General features: G+C 37.6%; 21 protein-coding genes. 4 read left to right on the top strand and 17 right to left on the bottom strand.

All coding sequences use genetic code 11. The features are described from left to right. Positions 1 to 24 precede the first annotated feature (24 nt). The 3 genes from ACGLXV_RS08680 to ACGLXV_RS08670 are packed head-to-tail and all read right to left on the bottom strand — an operon-like array spanning position 25 to position 3,161. Positions 25 to 1,560 (bottom strand): acyl-CoA carboxylase subunit beta, encoded by a 1,536-nt coding sequence (locus tag ACGLXV_RS08680; RefSeq protein WP_391558298.1) that lies wholly within the window; start codon positions 1,558 to 1,560, stop codon positions 25 to 27. 38 nt (positions 1,561 to 1,598) lie between these two features. Continuing rightward, positions 1,599 to 1,811 carry an acetyl-CoA carboxylase biotin carboxyl carrier protein subunit gene (locus tag ACGLXV_RS08675; protein WP_391558297.1) on the bottom strand — a complete coding sequence of 71 codons (213 nt, stop codon included), beginning with the start codon at positions 1,809 to 1,811 and terminating at the stop codon, positions 1,599 to 1,601. Between the two features lie 15 nt (positions 1,812 to 1,826). Continuing rightward, entirely contained in the window at positions 1,827 to 3,161 is a 1,335-nt protein-coding gene (locus tag ACGLXV_RS08670) for an acetyl-CoA carboxylase biotin carboxylase subunit (protein WP_391558326.1), read from the bottom strand. A 240-nt stretch (positions 3,162 to 3,401) separates the two neighbouring features. On the opposite strand from ACGLXV_RS08670, the gene ACGLXV_RS08665 reads away from it, so the two are divergent. Further along, complete coding sequence (locus ACGLXV_RS08665) at positions 3,402 to 3,866, top strand: N-acetyltransferase (RefSeq protein ID WP_391558296.1); 465 nt, start codon at positions 3,402 to 3,404, stop codon at positions 3,864 to 3,866. Between the two features lie 50 nt (positions 3,867 to 3,916). Here the strand turns inward: ACGLXV_RS08665 and ACGLXV_RS08660 are convergent, their stop codons facing one another. The 4 genes from ACGLXV_RS08660 to ACGLXV_RS08645 all read right to left on the bottom strand — a co-directional run bounded on the left by ACGLXV_RS08660 (position 3,917) and on the right by ACGLXV_RS08645 (position 6,242). Beyond that, positions 3,917 to 4,495: an RsfA family transcriptional regulator gene (locus ACGLXV_RS08660; RefSeq protein ID WP_391558295.1), complete on the bottom strand. Its 579-nt coding sequence runs from the start codon at positions 4,493 to 4,495 to the stop codon at positions 3,917 to 3,919. Between the two features lie 118 nt (positions 4,496 to 4,613). Further along, the gene (locus ACGLXV_RS08655; protein ID WP_391558294.1) at positions 4,614 to 5,372 is read right to left on the bottom strand and encodes an enoyl-CoA hydratase/isomerase family protein; all 759 of its coding nucleotides are present in this window, start codon (positions 5,370 to 5,372) and stop codon (positions 4,614 to 4,616) included. An 87-nt stretch (positions 5,373 to 5,459) separates the two neighbouring features. Further along, the gene (rpmF, locus tag ACGLXV_RS08650; protein WP_023615018.1) at positions 5,460 to 5,633 is read right to left on the bottom strand and encodes a 50S ribosomal protein L32; all 174 of its coding nucleotides are present in this window, start codon (positions 5,631 to 5,633) and stop codon (positions 5,460 to 5,462) included. An 84-nt stretch (positions 5,634 to 5,717) separates the two neighbouring features. Continuing rightward, complete coding sequence (locus ACGLXV_RS08645; RefSeq protein ID WP_119707438.1) at positions 5,718 to 6,242, bottom strand: YceD family protein; 525 nt, start codon at positions 6,240 to 6,242, stop codon at positions 5,718 to 5,720. A 164-nt stretch (positions 6,243 to 6,406) separates the two neighbouring features. Here ACGLXV_RS08645 and ACGLXV_RS08640 point away from each other — a divergent pair, with 164 nt between their 5' ends. After that, positions 6,407 to 7,633: a nucleotidyltransferase gene (locus tag ACGLXV_RS08640; protein WP_391558293.1), complete on the top strand. Its 1,227-nt coding sequence runs from the start codon at positions 6,407 to 6,409 to the stop codon at positions 7,631 to 7,633. Positions 7,634 to 7,642: 9 nt separating this feature from the next. Here ACGLXV_RS08640 and ACGLXV_RS08635 read toward each other — a convergent pair whose 3' ends face one another. Together ACGLXV_RS08635 and ACGLXV_RS08630 are read right to left on the bottom strand one after the other, a co-directional pair. Further along, complete coding sequence (locus ACGLXV_RS08635; protein WP_391558292.1) at positions 7,643 to 8,671, bottom strand: SepM family pheromone-processing serine protease; 1,029 nt, start codon at positions 8,669 to 8,671, stop codon at positions 7,643 to 7,645. Between the two features lie 6 nt (positions 8,672 to 8,677). Then, entirely contained in the window at positions 8,678 to 9,460 is a 783-nt protein-coding gene (locus tag ACGLXV_RS08630; RefSeq protein WP_391558291.1) for a patatin-like phospholipase family protein, read from the bottom strand. 209 nt (positions 9,461 to 9,669) lie between these two features. On the opposite strand from ACGLXV_RS08630, the gene ylbJ reads away from it, so the two are divergent. Beyond that, a complete protein-coding gene (ylbJ, locus tag ACGLXV_RS08625) occupies positions 9,670 to 10,884 on the top strand; it encodes a sporulation integral membrane protein YlbJ (protein ID WP_391558290.1) in 1,215 nt (404 codons plus the stop codon). A gap of 36 nt (positions 10,885 to 10,920) precedes the next feature. Here ylbJ and coaD read toward each other — a convergent pair whose 3' ends face one another. The 3 genes from coaD to ACGLXV_RS08610 form a co-directional block, all read right to left on the bottom strand. Further along, the gene (gene coaD / locus ACGLXV_RS08620) at positions 10,921 to 11,406 is read right to left on the bottom strand and encodes a pantetheine-phosphate adenylyltransferase (protein ID WP_391558289.1); all 486 of its coding nucleotides are present in this window, start codon (positions 11,404 to 11,406) and stop codon (positions 10,921 to 10,923) included. 13 nt (positions 11,407 to 11,419) lie between these two features. Further along, on the bottom strand, positions 11,420 to 11,983 hold the full coding sequence (gene rsmD, locus ACGLXV_RS08615; protein WP_391558288.1) for a 16S rRNA (guanine(966)-N(2))-methyltransferase RsmD: 564 nt from the start codon (positions 11,981 to 11,983) through the stop codon (positions 11,420 to 11,422). A gap of 291 nt (positions 11,984 to 12,274) precedes the next feature. Further along, a complete protein-coding gene (locus ACGLXV_RS08610; RefSeq protein WP_391558287.1) occupies positions 12,275 to 13,702 on the bottom strand; it encodes a stalk domain-containing protein in 1,428 nt (475 codons plus the stop codon). A 155-nt stretch (positions 13,703 to 13,857) separates the two neighbouring features. Here ACGLXV_RS08610 and ACGLXV_RS08605 point away from each other — a divergent pair, with 155 nt between their 5' ends. Beyond that, entirely contained in the window at positions 13,858 to 14,247 is a 390-nt protein-coding gene (locus tag ACGLXV_RS08605) for a DUF7147 family protein (RefSeq protein ID WP_391558286.1), read from the top strand. Positions 14,248 to 14,278: 31 nt separating this feature from the next. On the opposite strand, the gene ACGLXV_RS08600 is transcribed toward ACGLXV_RS08605, so the two are convergent. From ACGLXV_RS08600 to ylbD, 5 genes are all read right to left on the bottom strand, one after another. Beyond that, positions 14,279 to 14,554, bottom strand: coding sequence for a YlbG family protein (locus ACGLXV_RS08600; protein WP_119707429.1), 276 nt, complete (start codon positions 14,552 to 14,554; stop codon positions 14,279 to 14,281). A gap of 96 nt (positions 14,555 to 14,650) precedes the next feature. After that, complete coding sequence (locus ACGLXV_RS08595; RefSeq protein WP_391558285.1) at positions 14,651 to 15,088, bottom strand: YlbF/YmcA family competence regulator; 438 nt, start codon at positions 15,086 to 15,088, stop codon at positions 14,651 to 14,653. 60 nt (positions 15,089 to 15,148) lie between these two features. Beyond that, positions 15,149 to 15,550 carry a hypothetical protein gene (locus ACGLXV_RS08590; protein ID WP_391558284.1) on the bottom strand — a complete coding sequence of 134 codons (402 nt, stop codon included), beginning with the start codon at positions 15,548 to 15,550 and terminating at the stop codon, positions 15,149 to 15,151. 119 nt (positions 15,551 to 15,669) lie between these two features. After that, positions 15,670 to 15,909, bottom strand: a complete 240-nt coding sequence (locus ACGLXV_RS08585; protein ID WP_119707426.1) for a YlbE-like family protein — start codon at positions 15,907 to 15,909, stop codon at positions 15,670 to 15,672. A gap of 14 nt (positions 15,910 to 15,923) precedes the next feature. Beyond that, positions 15,924 to 16,355: a spore coat protein YlbD gene (ylbD, locus tag ACGLXV_RS08580; RefSeq protein ID WP_391558283.1), complete on the bottom strand. Its 432-nt coding sequence runs from the start codon at positions 16,353 to 16,355 to the stop codon at positions 15,924 to 15,926. Between the last annotated feature and the right edge of the window lie 14 nt (positions 16,356 to 16,369).

The raw sequence follows: 16,369 nt of genomic DNA, 5'->3' as shown, positions 1-16,369 counted from the left end.
GACCTCCGGAAGAGAGGTCTTTACTCACACAGGATACACCGGATGCTTTCTCGTACTAAATACAACATCCTTTGTTTCATATATAGAAAATCTCTGAATCAACACCTGGCGCAAATCATTCGCTCCTACAACGTCGTCCACGATTAATTCGGAAGCTAATTTATAAATATCAATATGCTCTTTATATTCCTCATGCTTCTCTTTCACAAAGGCTAACCGCTCCTTAGGATCAGAGATTTCATTAATTTTATTCGAGTACACTGCGTTTACCGCAGCCTCCGGACCCATGACGGCAATTTGAGCTGTTGGTAACGCAACACAATAATCAGGTTCAAATGCGGGACCAGCCATCGCGTATAATCCAGCACCATATGCTTTCCTAACTATGACGGAGATTTTTGGAACAGTAGCTGAACTCATGGCGGCAATTAATTTTGCGCCGTGACGAATAATTCCAGCCCTTTCTACTTTTGTACCAATCATAAAGCCAGGAACATCAGCTAAAAATAATAACGGGATATGAAATGCGTCGCATAATTGAATGAACTTTGCTCCCTTATCAGCTGAATCAATAAACAAGACGCCACCCTTTACCTTTGGCTGATTGGCTATTATACCTATAACCCTACCATTCATCCTTGCCAATCCGGTAATAAGTTCGCTTGCAAACAGCTTTTTTATTTCAAAGAAGCTTCCCTCATCCACCAATGTATTGATACAGTCATACATATTAAATGGTGCATTTTGATTTGAGGGTATGATCTCCTCCAGATGCTTTTCAAATTTTGCATCCACGGCTTTGATTATGCTTGGCCTTACCTGATAGTTTTGCGGGAAGTAATGTAAATAGGTAATAGCCTTTTCAATTGCATCCTCTTCACTTTGAGCAAGTATATCCCCACAGCCGCTGACTGAACAATGCATCCTTGCTCCACCCATCTCCTCTAATGTAACCTTTTCGCCAATAACCTTTTCTGCCATACGTGGTGACCCAAGGTACATCGAGGCATTTCCATCAACCATAATCACAATATCACAAAACGCAGGAATATAAGCTCCACCAGCTGCAGATGGACCAAACAAAATACAAATTTGAGGGATCATCCCTGATAGTTTTACTTGATTATGAAATATTTTTCCTGCCCCCCGACGATTTGGAAACATGTCAAGTTGATCAGTAATCCGAGCCCCTGCTGAATCGACCAAGTACAAAAGTGGAACCTTTAATTTCTCAGCCACTTCCTGAATTCGTATAATCTTTTCTACCGTTCTAGCTCCCCATGAACCAGCTTTCACCGTGGAGTCATTGGCGATGACACAAACCGTCCGCCCCTTAATCTTCCCTAAAGCTGTAATAACACCATCTGCTGGAAGTTCATCTTTTTGACAATTGGCAAACTTTCCATCCTCCTCATAAATGCCCTCATCGAATAAAAGCTCTAATCTTTTTCTGACAAAAAGCTTTTTTTGTTCCTCAAGTTTCTCATGATATTTCTTGTGACCACCTTCTTCAATCTTCCTAATTTTTTCTCCTAATTGTTCCGAAAAATGCTTCTCCATCTTTCTCCCTCCTCGGCCGGTTAATGGAATAGGTCCCTTTATTCCAGTACGATTAATACGTCCCCTTCATTAACAAAATCACCCTCAGCAACCTTTATCTCCTTCACTCTTCCTGCTTCTTGACTTTCCACAGGAATTTCCATTTTCATTGATTCAAGGATTGCAATTTCTTGATTGTTTTCTACTTGATCACCAACTGATATGTTGATTTGAAGAATTGTCCCAGCCATTGTTGAAGTAATTTGTAACATAAAAACTCCCCCTTGTTAGTTAAATCTTTTTACTGATAAGTAGTTAGTAAAATACTTGCCGGTCTTAAAGTCAGTGTCGTTTAAAATATGCTTAAATAATGGAGCATTGGTTTTTATTCCTTCTAATTGAAGTTGGTTAAAAAAAACAGATGCTTTCTCAATAGCCTCATCTCTATTTTCTCCATGAACAATACATTTCGCGATCATCGGATCATAAAAAGGCGTTACCGCTACACCCTCTTTATATCCAAAGTCCACTCTCGCATCACCCTTACCCCAATCCAATACCTCAATACAGCCCGGTGAAGGCATAAAGGTCACAGGATCTTCTGCATATAATCGAAACTCAATGGCATGCCCTTTTGATTCCAGCTCCTCCTGCTTATACGGCAATGTTTCTCCCCTCGCCACAAGAATTTGCCATTCAACAAGATCTATGCCCGTAATCTCTTCTGTAACCGGATGTTCTACTTGTAATCTCGTATTCATCTCAAGGAAATAAAAATTCTCTTCCTCATCGACGATAAATTCTACTGTTCCGGCATTCTCATACCCTACTGCTTTTGCTGCCCGGACAGCCGCCTGAAGCATTTTCTCTTTAGCACCCTTTGATAAAAATGGAGAAGGTGATTCTTCTACCACCTTTTGATGGCGACGCTGGATCGAACAATCCCTTTCGAATAAATGAACGATATTCCCAGCTTTGTCACCAAAGATCTGGACTTCTATATGGCGTGCATATTGTATGTACTTTTCAACATATACTTTCTCATTTGCAAAATAAGTTTTTGCTCTTTTTTTGGTAGTTTCTAGGTTTTTACGTAGAGTTTTTTCATCCTCGCACCGAACCATTCCGATCCCACCACCACCTCCACTTGCTTTTAAAATCACAGGATAACCTATGGAATTTGCTGCTGCTACTGCCTCTTCTTCTGTCGTAAGTTCTTCATTACTGCCAGGTACAACTGGAATCCCTGCTTCCAACATCTTTTCACGTGAAATGATTTTATCTCCCATCATTTGTATGGTTTTAGAATTCGGTCCAATAAAAATAATACCCTGTTTTCTAATATCTTCGGCAAAGCTAGCATTTTCAGATAAGAATCCATACCCAGGATGAACAGCGTCTACCTTTTCTTTTTTAGCTATCTCTAATATTACTTTTTGATTCATATATGACTTTCCGACAGGAGCTTCACCGATTCGATAGGAGGTTGTTGCCTCGGATACAAAAGGTAGATCCTTGTCCGCGTCTGAATAAATAGCAATGGTTTGTATACCCATTTTGCTGCATGTTTTAATAATTCTTGAAGCTATCTCTCCCCGATTAGCAATTAGAATCTTTTGCATCATTGTTCCCCTTTCTAATTGAAGCATCTAAAATCATTTCTTCATAAGCATGCCAATATCCTTCTAATTTTGAAAGCGTTTTCCTAAATATAAAGCAGAATTTTTTGTTAATTTGTTATATAATTAAAGCAATTCTAGTTCATATGCAGTAGTGAAGATTCCATTCATGTTTATTCAAGGGGAAATAAACTTATACAAAATAAAACGAATTTCACTGCAACAAGACAAGGGGGAAGGTATATGGGGTACAAGGTTGAAAAACTAAAAGTTAATTATAAAACGCTAGAAGAGTTTAAAAAGTTTAAAGAATATGGATTACAAGAGCTCTCGATGGTAGAGGATTTAGAGGCAAATATTATAGAGAACGATAGTGAATCTCCTTTTTACGGAATTTATTTTGGAGATAAGCTTGTAGCACGAATGAGCTTGTATCAAGTGGACGCTAAATACAACCGCTACTTTGAACCACCGTGTGACTATTTAGAGCTTTGGAAGCTTGAAGTTTTACCAGATTACCAGCATAAAGGCTACGGTTCTGCCTTAGTAGCATTTGCGAAGAATATCGGTCTTCCGATTAAGACAAACCCGAGAGTAAATTCAAGAGACTTTTGGATTCATATGGGCTTCCAACCAGTTGAATACGATCTCGGACGGGACTTTGGAGAAAATCCATTAATCTGGTCAAACGATTTAAAAAAGGAATAATAATGAACAAATTAAAAAGCGGACATTTGTCCGCTTTTTCTGTTTTTTATTTATTTTTTCAGCCGATCTTCTTCGTGTAAAACAACCATCTTTCTAGCTCTCTCCATAATATCTATAAGCGCTTTATAATCTTGTTCAATAAGCTTTAATTCCTTTTCAAGCTTTTCATTTTCTGCTGCTAAATAATAAAGCTGTTTTTCTAATTCTTGAATGTGCTTTTTATAGTTCTCATGTTCTTCCCTTTGACTTGAATCTGCTTTTTCGTACAGTTCCTTTAAGAAAGCAACAAGATCATTGAATTCTATTTGATAGGAGCGAGTCTGCGGTACTTCGACTGCAGGTTGCTCAGTTAAAGCACTTTCTTCCAACTCCGCAAATTCACTTGGAGCAATAGCATTCTTCTTTAGTTCTTTTCTCTGTTTTTTTGCTATTTCAATTCCAGATTTGTATTGCTTACGTACGTATGAATTCCATCTGAATCCACAAGCAGCAGCAGTTCTTGAAAGCTGTTTTCCTACTTCCTCGAATGCTTGCAGTTGTGTTCCACCTTCTCTAATATTACGTAAAACTACTTCAGCAAGTAGCAAATCTTCATCTTGTGACCAAGCATCTTGACGATTTGTTGGCATTGTCAAATCCCTCCTAGTGTTTTTTATTCATTCATATGCTTCTACTAGGAAAGATAGACTGATATTGTAAGAGGTTTCGTAACAAATTCTCTTTTAAACGTAAAAAATGTTTATATTACTATTTTTTTCTGTTAATGAAACGGTTCACTTTCTCATGGTGGGCTTCTTTTTCCCATAGAATGGAACATTGACGAACTTCCCTTTTCACTTGCTCCTGCAATCTAAGTGGATCTCTTCTACTAAGAACGATTTGCTTATAAGCTTGAAGCACATCGTTCTCTATGGAAGACATCGTCTCTAATCCTGCCCGTAAGCCTTCTGAATGACTGCCTTCATACATAAAATCCACAAAACCCATTTCTTTTAACTCGGGAGCTTCGTATATTTTTGCTTTCATAAGCATTGATAGAGCTTGACTAGAAGATATTCTCTCAAAGAGCATCGATCCCCCACCCCATCCAGTTGTAATGGCTAGATTTCCTTGTACAAATCCAGCTTTAACACTGGAATGAGCAAATCGGAAATCACATGCCGCTGCTATTTCACAACCTCCACCAATCGCTATTCCGTTTAACAAAGCAATAGTCGGCTTTGGAAGCATAAATAATTCAAATAGAATTTTTGCCATTCTAGAGAGCATCGCGTATGCTTCTTGCTCTGTCTTTAATTTATGGAAAACAGACAAATCCCCACCAGAACAAAAGGCTTTATCTCCTTCACCTGTTATAACCAGTCCTAAATGGTTGGATTTCTTCACTGTATCAATGGCTGTTTGAAGACCATCCATCACTTCAAAATTTACTGCATTTCTTCTTTCATGTCGCTTGATAACAAATTGTAAAAAGCCTTCCTCTAATTCTATAATCTCGTAAGCCAAAGGAATCCCTCCTGCAGATAAAAGAGTAAATAATACAAAAATGCAAAAAGCGCCTTACTATTAAGTAAGACGCTTACGCCATTCAAATTAGTCGTTTACAACTTCTTTTCCTTTGTATGTTCCACAAGCTTTACATACACGGTGAGCAAGTTTCATTTCACCACAGTTTGGGCATGCTACCATACCAGGTACTTGTAGTTTAAAGTGAGTACGACGCTTTCTTTTCGCAGTTTTAGATGTTCTTCTAAAAGGTACAGCCATTCTTCCCACCTCCTTAAAGAGTATTAAGAAAGTTATGAAGTCCAAGTTTCCTTGAGCTTCAAATGTTTCTTGTCTTCTTCACATTCATTGTGAAGAAGGATCATTTTGATCCAGTAATTTCGCAAGTCCCGCTAGACGAGGATCAATCTTATCCTGCTTCTCCTGTTCGTGAATAACTTCCCAATCTTTACCCGATTGAGGAGCACCATCCGTCCCAGTATAGTCTTCGCAAAATACTTGCATAGGTACTTCTAGCAAAAGGATTTCTTGTATGACCGGTAAAAGATCAATCACTTCACCTTTTACTTGATGAACTTCCTCTTCAAGCTCATAATCGAGTCCTTTTAAGAGGAAAGTTTCTGTTGTTTCGACATCAATTGGAAAATTCACGTCAACTAACGTACGAGAACAAGGCAACACGAGATAACCCTTTATTTTTAAATGAAAGGTTACTTTTGACGAATCTATATCAGCTCGTCCCGTCACACGAATTGGTGATACGCGACGTATGGTTGGATCAATCTTCATAATCTCATCCATATTAACTGTTTCATCGACAGGAAAGTCCTTGCTTCGATATTTTTGTAACTGACTTAATGTCCATTTCATACGAATCACCTCAAGGCAACAAAGGTAATTATAGCTTTCATATAATTATTTGTCAATATTTTTTCTTTACACTATAATGTAGACATTAAACCTCGTTCTTAATCGTAAAAAAACATTATTTGCTTATTATCTTTATTTTTCACAATAAAATCAAGGAGTTTTTTATGAAGGCTGTTGGAGTAGTAGTTGAGTACAACCCATTTCATAACGGACATTTCTACCATGTAGAACAATCAAAGATTTTGTCAGGAGCTGATGTGGTCATTGCTGTCATGAGCGGACCTTTTTTACAACGTGGAGAACCTGCCCTTTTATCAAAATGGCATCGAGCTAAGATGGCATTATTAGGTGGAGTTGATATTGTCTTTGAACTTCCTTACGCTTTTGCAACACAAAAGGCAGAAACTTTTGCTCGTGGAGCGATTGACATTTTAGCTGCTGCAGGTTGTGACTACGTCTGCTTTGGTAGTGAATCTGGTCACATAGAAGACTTTTATTCTACCCTACATTTTATTCATACACATCAAGAAACGTATGACCATTTAATCAAAAAGAATATGGATGTAGGAATGAGCTATCCAAGAGCAACTTCTTCCGCTTTCCAAGAGCTTAGGCCTTCGAGTCAGATAATGGATCTATCAAAACCAAACAATATTCTTGGCTTTCAATATATTCGAGCAATTGAAGAGTTAAACCTAAGCTTAACACCGCTAACTGTAGCCAGAAAAAATGCGGGTTATCATGATCCAGAATTATCCACCACCCATATTGCAAGTGCGACAAGCATTCGTAAATCTATCTTTTCGAATGACGGACAGTTGAATGAACTTTCCTCTTATGTCCCTAACACCACCTACACAGAACTTGTGGACTATAAGAGACAGTTTGGGCAATTTCTTCAATGGGAAGACTATTGGCCACTTCTTCAGTATCGTTTACTAACAACTGATAAAAGTGAACTCGCTAGAATTTACGAAGTGGAAGAGGGAATAGAAAATCGAATCTTACAAATGGTTGATAAAGCAAATTCATTTTCCGAGTTTATGACCTTGCTCAAAACAAAAAGGTATACATGGACACGTTTGCAACGGCTTTGCGTTCATATTTTGACAAATACAAATAAAGAGCAAATGAGGGCCCTGAGCGACCGAGCTAGTTATCTTCGCCTGCTCGGTATGACAGCTTTGGGAAGGCAGTACTTAAACAAGTGGAAAAAGCAAAGTAATCTACCAATTGTCTCAAGACTTGCCTCCTACAACGGAAAAGAGATTGAACTTGATATTAAGGCTGCAAAAATATATTCCCTCGGTTTGGACAAAACCAAACGTCACAGTGCTCTATCCTTAGAATATAAACAAGCACCTATGTTCATTTCAAAAAAAGAAGAATAGCTCGGGCGGCTATTCTTCTTTTTTCTCTAATACTTCTAAATACGTTATTGCATCTTCAAATGTATTAATCGGTACAATTTTCATACTCGTATCAATATCCTTTGCCGTTTGGACGGCTGCTAAATAGTTTGAGTCCGCAGCCCCCTCCTCATTTGGCGCAAAGAAAATTTCTGCATCTGCTTTATCTGCCGCAATTACCTTTTGTTCAATGCCTCCGATACGTCCGACCGTACCGTTTTCATCGATTGTTCCAGTCCCTGCGATATTGTAACCTTTTGTTAAATCCTCTTTCACCAATTGGTTATATATTTCAAGAGAGAACATCAGTCCAGCTGAAGGGCCTCCTATATCACTTGTCTCAACTGTGACCTCTGGCTCCACAATAATTTCTTTATCATCCACTAAACCGATTCCTACTCCTACCTTTGTTTGATCTGCTTCAAATGCTTTTAATGGTAGAGTAACATTTTCTTCTTTCTCATTACGTTCAAAATATAAAGTAATTGTATCGCCTGCTTGTTTTTTACTTACATAGTTGATAAATTCTTCTGATGATTGAAACGTAAGTTCATCTACTTGAAAAATTCGATCACCAGGCTCTAATTGCCCCATGGCAGGCATTCCATCCATGACACTTAATACATAAACTCCTTTATATTCAAATGAGATCGGTTTATTCGCTTTTTTATAAGCTACCTCAATAGCGGCTAGCTTAGAGGTAGACATAGAATGCAACTGTCTTACTTTATATTCCTCATCGCTTTCTTCTTCCGCTCGAATGGCTGATAGAGGATAAATTTCTTGGTACTCACTTATTTTTGCTAACAGATACGTATAAATATTTGCTTGCCCCATGACTACCGTAGTAAGCATAAAACTTCCTTCTTCCTCGTACCCACCTTCCACTTCAATAATGGGGTCAAGTTCCTTTGCCATTCCGGGCTTTGTTATATAATATGGTAGTGAAAAAAAGGCGCCAACTAGTAAGGCAATGGCAATTATATATAGTACGATACGCCCGATCCATTTTTTGTTCATTTTATTCTAGTACCCCTTCCAATTACTTAACAGCTCTTTAATCTTTGGTACAGCTTTAAGAGCCTCCTCCTCCCCGATAGCTATAATCTCCTCGATATTTGTAAACGCACGAGAATTATACATTTGTACAGGAGGACGAATCATGATATCGGACTTTACCTCACGATTTGAAACGAGTTCCATTTGCATAATGTCTATACTTTGCATAATCACATCATAAATCGTGGTAATTTCTGCAGTGGATTTTACTGGACTAACATCAACCGCAACGATAATATCTGCACCCATTTCTTCCACGACAGAAACCGGTATTCGGTCAACAACGCCACCGTCAACAAGCAAGCGACCATTATGCTTTTCTGGCACAAAAATTCCAGGAATGGAGATGCTAGCTCGAACTGCATCTGCTATCGGCCCCTCCTTGAAAACGACCTTTTCACCAGTCATTAAATCAGTAGCTATCACCGCAACCGGAATGTCTAACTCTTCTATATTTTTCCCATGAGTAAATACGCGGATAAGCTCCTTTACTCGTTTTCCAGCAACAAAGCCCATTTTTGGTACCGTATAATCTAAATAATATTTTCTTTTAAATGCTTTTGAAAGTTTATATAGCCTCTCTACATCTAATCCTGCTCCATAAAAACAGCCCACTAGTGCCCCCATGCTACTTCCAGCAACAAAATCAATAGGGATACCTTCGGCTTGTAACACTTTAATTACACCTAAATGGGCAAAGCCTCTTGCCCCACCAGAACCAAGTGCTAATCCAATTTTCGGACGAGACAAGTACTCCTCCCCCTTTAAAAAGATTGTGTTACATATTCTAATCTTATGGTCTATTTTCATTTTATATGAGTATATTGATTTATGAGGACAAGACCTATAAAAAGAAATCCTTTTTGTAACCTTCCATGTAGGGGTCCCCACTTTTCTCATATTTTATCACTTCTTTCCATACTTGCACAGTAAGTTCACCTTCAAGGGAGGATATAGGTGTGTTTCGATCCAGACTGAAAACCGTTGTATTAGCACTATCTGTAACATTAATGGCTATTTCATTGATAGCTTTCCCACAAGAATCTGTTGATGCGTCGATTCGCGGCTTAGACATGTGGTGGGAAATTGTCTTTCCTTCTTTGCTTCCTTTCTTTATCGTATCAGAAATGCTTATAGGTTTTGGAGTTGTTAAGTTTATTGGAGTATTATTAGAGCCCCTTATGCGACCACTATTTAAAGTACCTGGTGTTGGAGGCTTTGTTTGGGCAATGGGGATGGCATCGGGATACCCTTCTGGAGCTAAACTCACTGCAAGATTAAGGCAGGAAGGGCAATTAACTAAAGTAGAAGCAGAAAGATTAGTTTCATTTACAAATTGCTCAAACCCCCTCTTTATATTTGGCGCTGTTTCCATTGGTTTTTTTGGAAATGCAAAACTCGGTTTTCTATTGGCTCTGGCTCACTATCTTGGAAATATTTCCGTTGGGTTAATTATGAGATTTTACGGAAATGACACGGAGGAGAAAAAACGTACCAAAGAGCAGAAATTCTCTATTATTCTCGCATTAAGAGAACTGCATCGAACAAGATTGAAAGAACAGAGACCTTTAGGACGACTGCTAGGAGATGCCGTCATGTCATCCGTGCAGACCTTACTTATGATTGGCGGGTTTATCATTTTATTTTCAGTGATAAACAAGCTTCTGTTCCATCTGCACATCACAGCTTTTTTAGGACAGTTTGTTGAGTTTATCCTTGTTAGCTTACATTTACCCGATGTATTAAGCATTCCCTATATTTCTGGATTGTTTGAAATTACTTTGGGAAGTCAGCTGACTAGTCAGGTTCAGGAAGCGACCCTTATGCAACAAGCTATCATTACTAGTTTTATTCTTGCCTTTAGCGGATTTAGTGTACAGGCACAAGTAGCAAGTATCACTTCGCAAACCGATATTGCTTTTAAGCCTTTTTTTATTGCTCGTATTATGCACGGTTTTTTCGCTGCTATATATGCCTTTTTACTTTGGGGAACCGTATACGAAGGATTAGCTAAAAGTGACCAACCCTCCAACGCCATCCCCGTGTCTGTCCTAGAAACAGGATCATGGGCTTTAAACACGTACTCTTATCTAGCACAAATCGGTCCACTCGTGACCATTGTTTCTCTAGTAATCTATATTTTTGTATATTCAAGAAGAATAAATGTAAAATAAAAACGAGCACTTCATGGTGCTCGTTTTCTTATGTATTTACTTAACTGTATTCTTTTCCAATAGTGCTTTTTCTACCAGAGGTGGAACCAATTCAGAAATATTCCCTTTGTATTTTGCTACTTCTTTTACGATGCTTGAGCTTAAGAAAGAATACTGACTATTCGTCATGATAAAAAATGTCTCGATTTGATCATTTAATACTCTATTCATACTAGTGATTTGCATTTCATACTCAAAGTCTGAAACGGCTCGTAATCCACGAATAATGGCACTTGCACCGACTGAACTAGCATAGTCCACAAGCAACCCTTGGAACGAGTCCACCTTAACATTCGGTAAGTGCTTTGTTACTTCTTGGATCATTTCGGTACGTTCTTTAACTGAAAATAAAGGTTTTTTAGATGAATTGCTTAATACTACGACAAAAACCTCGTCAAATACTTTTGCACCTCGTGTAATAATATCTAGATGGCCATATGTAATCGGGTCAAAACTCCCTGGACAAACAGCAATACTTGCCATAAGATGTCACTCCTTATTCTTCTTCCGATTTAAGAGCATAAATTGAAATGGAAATAATCCCATAATTCTCGAATTTCACTTGCTGCAAACGTCCAACCTCAACAGGAAGGACAACATCCTTTGAGTGTTCACAAACAATGATTCCATTATTCGTAAGGAGGTTTTCATTTTGTATGGTTTCAAGCAAGTGCTCAAGTTGTTGCTTTTTATATGGAGGATCAAGAAAAATATAGTCAAACATGATCTCCCTTTTCATTATTGCCTTTAAAGCTCGATCCGCATCGTTTCTATATACCTCTGATTGATTTAACAACCCACATGTTTGAAGATTTTCCTTAATTGTTGCAATTGCCTTTCCATCACGATCGACAAAGATTACTTTTTCTACTCCGCGACTCAGCGCTTCAATCCCAAGCCCACCGCTACCAGCAAACAAATCCAGTCCTATTCCACCACTGAAATAAGGTCCAATGATATTAAAAATCGATTCTTTCACTTTATCTGTAGTAGGTCTTGTTGAGTTTCCAGGAACCGCTTTCAATGCTTTCCCTTTATATTCACCAGATACAACCCTCATTGTCTCACCACTATCAATTCATATTCATGTAAATTTCCTTCTTATCCTAACATAATGTCCTTATGAAGCCAATAGTTGTAACTTATTAAGAAAATATCGATTTTTCGTGTATATCCATCCAAGGAGTGGAAATAATGTAAATAACAACATCTATTCGAGATGTTGTTGCCAACCGCGGAGAAGACTTACGTTTCCCCATAAGTTCTTCCTCCGGTTTCTCCTCTCCCTTTGCCTTCTATCCATTAGGATATAGAAGGACCCTGCAGAAAATTTTCTGCAGGGTTTTCTTTTTTATTCCGTTGATTCTTTCAGATAGACCGTATTTTCATCCTCATCAATCTGTATGTTAAATAATGAGGTTAACCATTGATAATTAATATAAATGGTATGATTAATCTTCGTCAGTGGATTTTCTAACAGTCCATAATCTTCTTCATTATAAATAAATATATTTTGGTTAACGTAAAAGCGATAACTATTTAGTCCCTTTGTGAGCAATAAGGTCTCATTATCAGAAAGAACCTTTACTTGAAAACCAAGGGATGATACCGTCTCAACAAATGGGAAAAGCTTTTGATCTCCCATATAAATAATGTGAAGATCTTTCTGAATTTTACCCTTTACAGATATATTTCTCTTTTCTAAGAAATACAACGGAATCAAATTCGTGTCTTCATTTTTATTATCATCAAAGAAGCTAGTTGGTTTCCCCGTTACACTTTCAAGTAAATCGTCTAACTTTTGAGGAGTAAAAAGAATTTCTTCTGACAAAAATGTTTGGAGATAGCTCTCTAGCTCCTTTTCAGTCAGCTTCAATTTTAATTCTTGGATTATTTGATTACTTTTAGAAATTTGACTTTCACTGTTTAATAACAATGACACATGAAGATCAACTAACCAGCTTTGTTCCATCGGAAGATTGTCAAACTTTAATTTTAATAATGAGTAAAGAAGTTTCTTTTCTAGCATTTCTGGTTTTATGTCCGGACGAGTAATAATCATTCCGTTTCCATTGCCCTCTTGCAGTTGGTTGGTTATTACCACTGTCACGTGAGGTCTGTTAGATATTTGCTGTAGGGAGTTAAATGTTTGACCAAGATTGCCCTCCTGTTCAGAGTAGATCATAAGCTTGCTGTCGACTTCTTCTTGCAATAAAGAATTAGCCTGCCAATAAAGAGAGGGATTAGCCAATTGGCCCTCAAAAACATAATAATCAATAAGATCAAGCTTTTTGTTTCCTATTAAGGGAATACCCATTACCCATGTTCCATTTCTCTTCGTTGAATCGATAAGCTCGACCTTTGTGTCTGTCACTTGAACATTCGAAAACAGAGCTAACCATTGATTGAAAAGAAAAGCTTTTTCGTTCGCTTTTATCGGTAGTGTGAATTGTATTTGAATATTTCCTTTATTATCGGGCTTTAGTGATGCTACACTTTCTTCCTGTTTTTCACATTCACTGCCATCCTCAAGAAGACATTGCCAGGTAATCACTCCACTAGGAAGAGCAAAAGGGATTTCCTTTTTTCCTGTAAGACCACTTAGCTTTTGTGTGATTACTAACGTGTCTATTTCTGTTTTAATCGAAATGTTTTGACTTGCAAGCTCCATGTCAGCAGGATGTTCCATTTCCTTAGAATAGGCATCCCATTGCCAAAATAACAAGCCACTGATGACAGCTGATAATATGATAAAAAATGTGAACGGTATCTTCCACATATCCATTCCCCTTGTTAAAATCTCTTAAATCTCTTACCATTACAATAGCAGATAGAAGGATTAACGTCACACAGAATTTTTGAAAAAACTACGAAATTTGACTTAGTTCGACACCAGTCTGCGAGTACAATATAACTAAAAAGGAGGTCATTTCATTGATTCAAAGGTTTATTGAATTAGGAGAGGGCTATTCAGACATATATGAGTTACTAGAAATTGCTAAAGCAAATAAACAGCGACTCATGCATTTCATGGCGTTACATACAGAAATAAATAAAAGGTCTGTAACTTCATTAATCGTTGTTTTAAAGCCCACTGATCCTGGCAACTTCCAACCACTGTATGTTTGTCGCGAAGGAATTCCGAATCCACATGTGACAAAAAACAAGCGTTTTGAGTTATTCGAAAGGTTAGCTACTGAATATGGGAAAGAAATTATCCAATTTGATGTAAAACCTTCTACTGCTTTTTCAGAAAAGGAATTATTCTATCACTATGTAATAGGTATCTTACGTTTAAATCATTATATCGCTCCACTACAATAAAAGATCAGGAAGGGTATCCCCTCCTGATCTTTTAAATTCCCATTTTATAGTCGTATTCCTTTGCTTTATCTGGTCTCGAATTTTCGTATTCAACCTTTAAGAAAGGTTTAAAGGATGGCTCGACTTTTTTGACAAAGGAGTAGCTTTTTATTTTTTCCATGATTGTTTCGGTTTCATCTTGGTTGCAATATAAGACCACGTACTTCAATCTTTTTGATACATAATGAACATTCCCAAATTTGCGAAGCATTTTCGCTTGCTTAAGAGAAAATAGCCATACAATAATTCCTTGACGTTGACCTAGCATCGCTTTACTCCTTTTTAATTACACAATTGTCTTTTTATTCTAACACATACATGTGTATAAAAAAAGCATAGGAATTCTCCTATGCTTACAGTTAGTTTATGAGCAACCACAGCTTCCGCCTGTGCTACAGCCTCCACCACAACTTGATTCAAAGAACGGATTTCCGGATGGGACCTTGATAAAGTCAGATACTGACCGGCCAATGAGTACACTTATTTCATCAAGAAGTGCTTGTAGATCGTTCTCCGCTTTTTTGAATTCAGCTACATTAAGGTCGAGATCTACTTCTCTTTTCAAATTACGGATTTCCATCATGACTGTTTTATAATCAGGATGATATCTTCCAAAGCGTTCAACCTCTTCATAACGATCCTTCATTTGTATAAACGCTTTAATTTTCTTTTGTGTTTCTTTATCTTTTTTTACATTATTCAAGCATATATAATAAGCCTCCACCACTGTTGACTCGAGCACCATTGTAGCTAATTCATCTGCATACTCTAGAATTTCCATACTTTCTGATGTAGCAAGCAATCCGCTCACCTCCGATTCATATTTTACCATGAATAAGCACAGAAATGAACTTTTTACATCCTACCGTATGAGAACTTCAAAATTTTTTTTCATATCTTCTCTTCTTTGATTTTTTTCAACTACTTGTAATTGAATTTGATGGGAGCCTTTTGAAAGCCCTTTAATAATAAAGGCAGCTGTTGTCACTACTTTTTTTTGTTTCCCATCCACTGAGACAATTAAGCTCGTATTACGATTCGTAAATGAGATATCAGGTATAAAGCACTCAACATAAACATTATTTTCCTTCACATGGTGCTGAACTGAAAATGATTGTTCTGATTTCATTCCTAATACGACCACATCATTTTCTGCTCTTACAGTGTGCATAGGTACAATAGATACTTCTCTTTTCACTTCAGGATCTGGTATATCTTTATGACAAGCATTTAACAGAAGTCCAATCAGAAAAACAAAGACCATTTTCCTTACCACCTCGGTTGCCCCCAATCACACAATTTTACATATTTTGTGCAATTAACAGCAAGCTTAGTCAAAAATCCAACCAAAAAGCCTTCAAACTCTCGTAAAGTGAAGGCTTCTTATTGGTTACTATTCATGGCTTGAAACATGCTCATCATCATATTCGCCATTTGTACACTATGATTGAATTGCTCCACACGATGGGGAATGGTCTTTTTATAATGGTGTAAAGCTGATATTTCAAAGCTTTGTATATCATGTGGATTTCTCCCTAGCTTTCTGTACCAAATGGGCTGTTCCCTTAAAAACTGTTTTAATTGTGGTTGCATACGTAAATATTCATTAATTTCTTCTCTCATTCAAGAGCCCCCTACTAGTCTTGTCTAAATTGAAATGGATGTGATGGTGGGCTTACACTTTTTTTAGGCGGATTTTGGACGCTACTCCCTCCTTGCAGGGAGGAAATTACCCCTTGAATGGCACCTAAGGCAGAACTAATACTCACGATATGATGTTGAAGCTGGTTTGGATCCATATTCCTCACAGCACCTAGTACGGTTGACATCCAATCCTTTTTAGATGATTCTTCCTTTGGAGATGATTCTTCCTTTGAATCTTCCGTTGATTGATTACCGTCATCAACGTTTCCATTTCCTTTAGAATCATCCTCACCGAATAGATACCATTCCTCGTATAACTCTTGCCACGTATTTGTCCCGCTTCTAACCTGCTTAATGAGTTCAGGGTGGGCTCGAACATACTCCTTGAACTTTTTTACAGAAGGATGCAGTTGCTTTTTGGCCATTATATTTCACCTCA

The organism is Robertmurraya sp., from assembly GCF_036676585.1.
In the GTDB taxonomy this organism is placed as follows: domain Bacteria; phylum Bacillota; class Bacilli; order Bacillales; family Cytobacillaceae; genus Robertmurraya_A.
The sequence above is the reverse complement of the archived record's forward strand: the minus strand, read 5'-3'. Positions and strand labels throughout refer to the sequence as shown.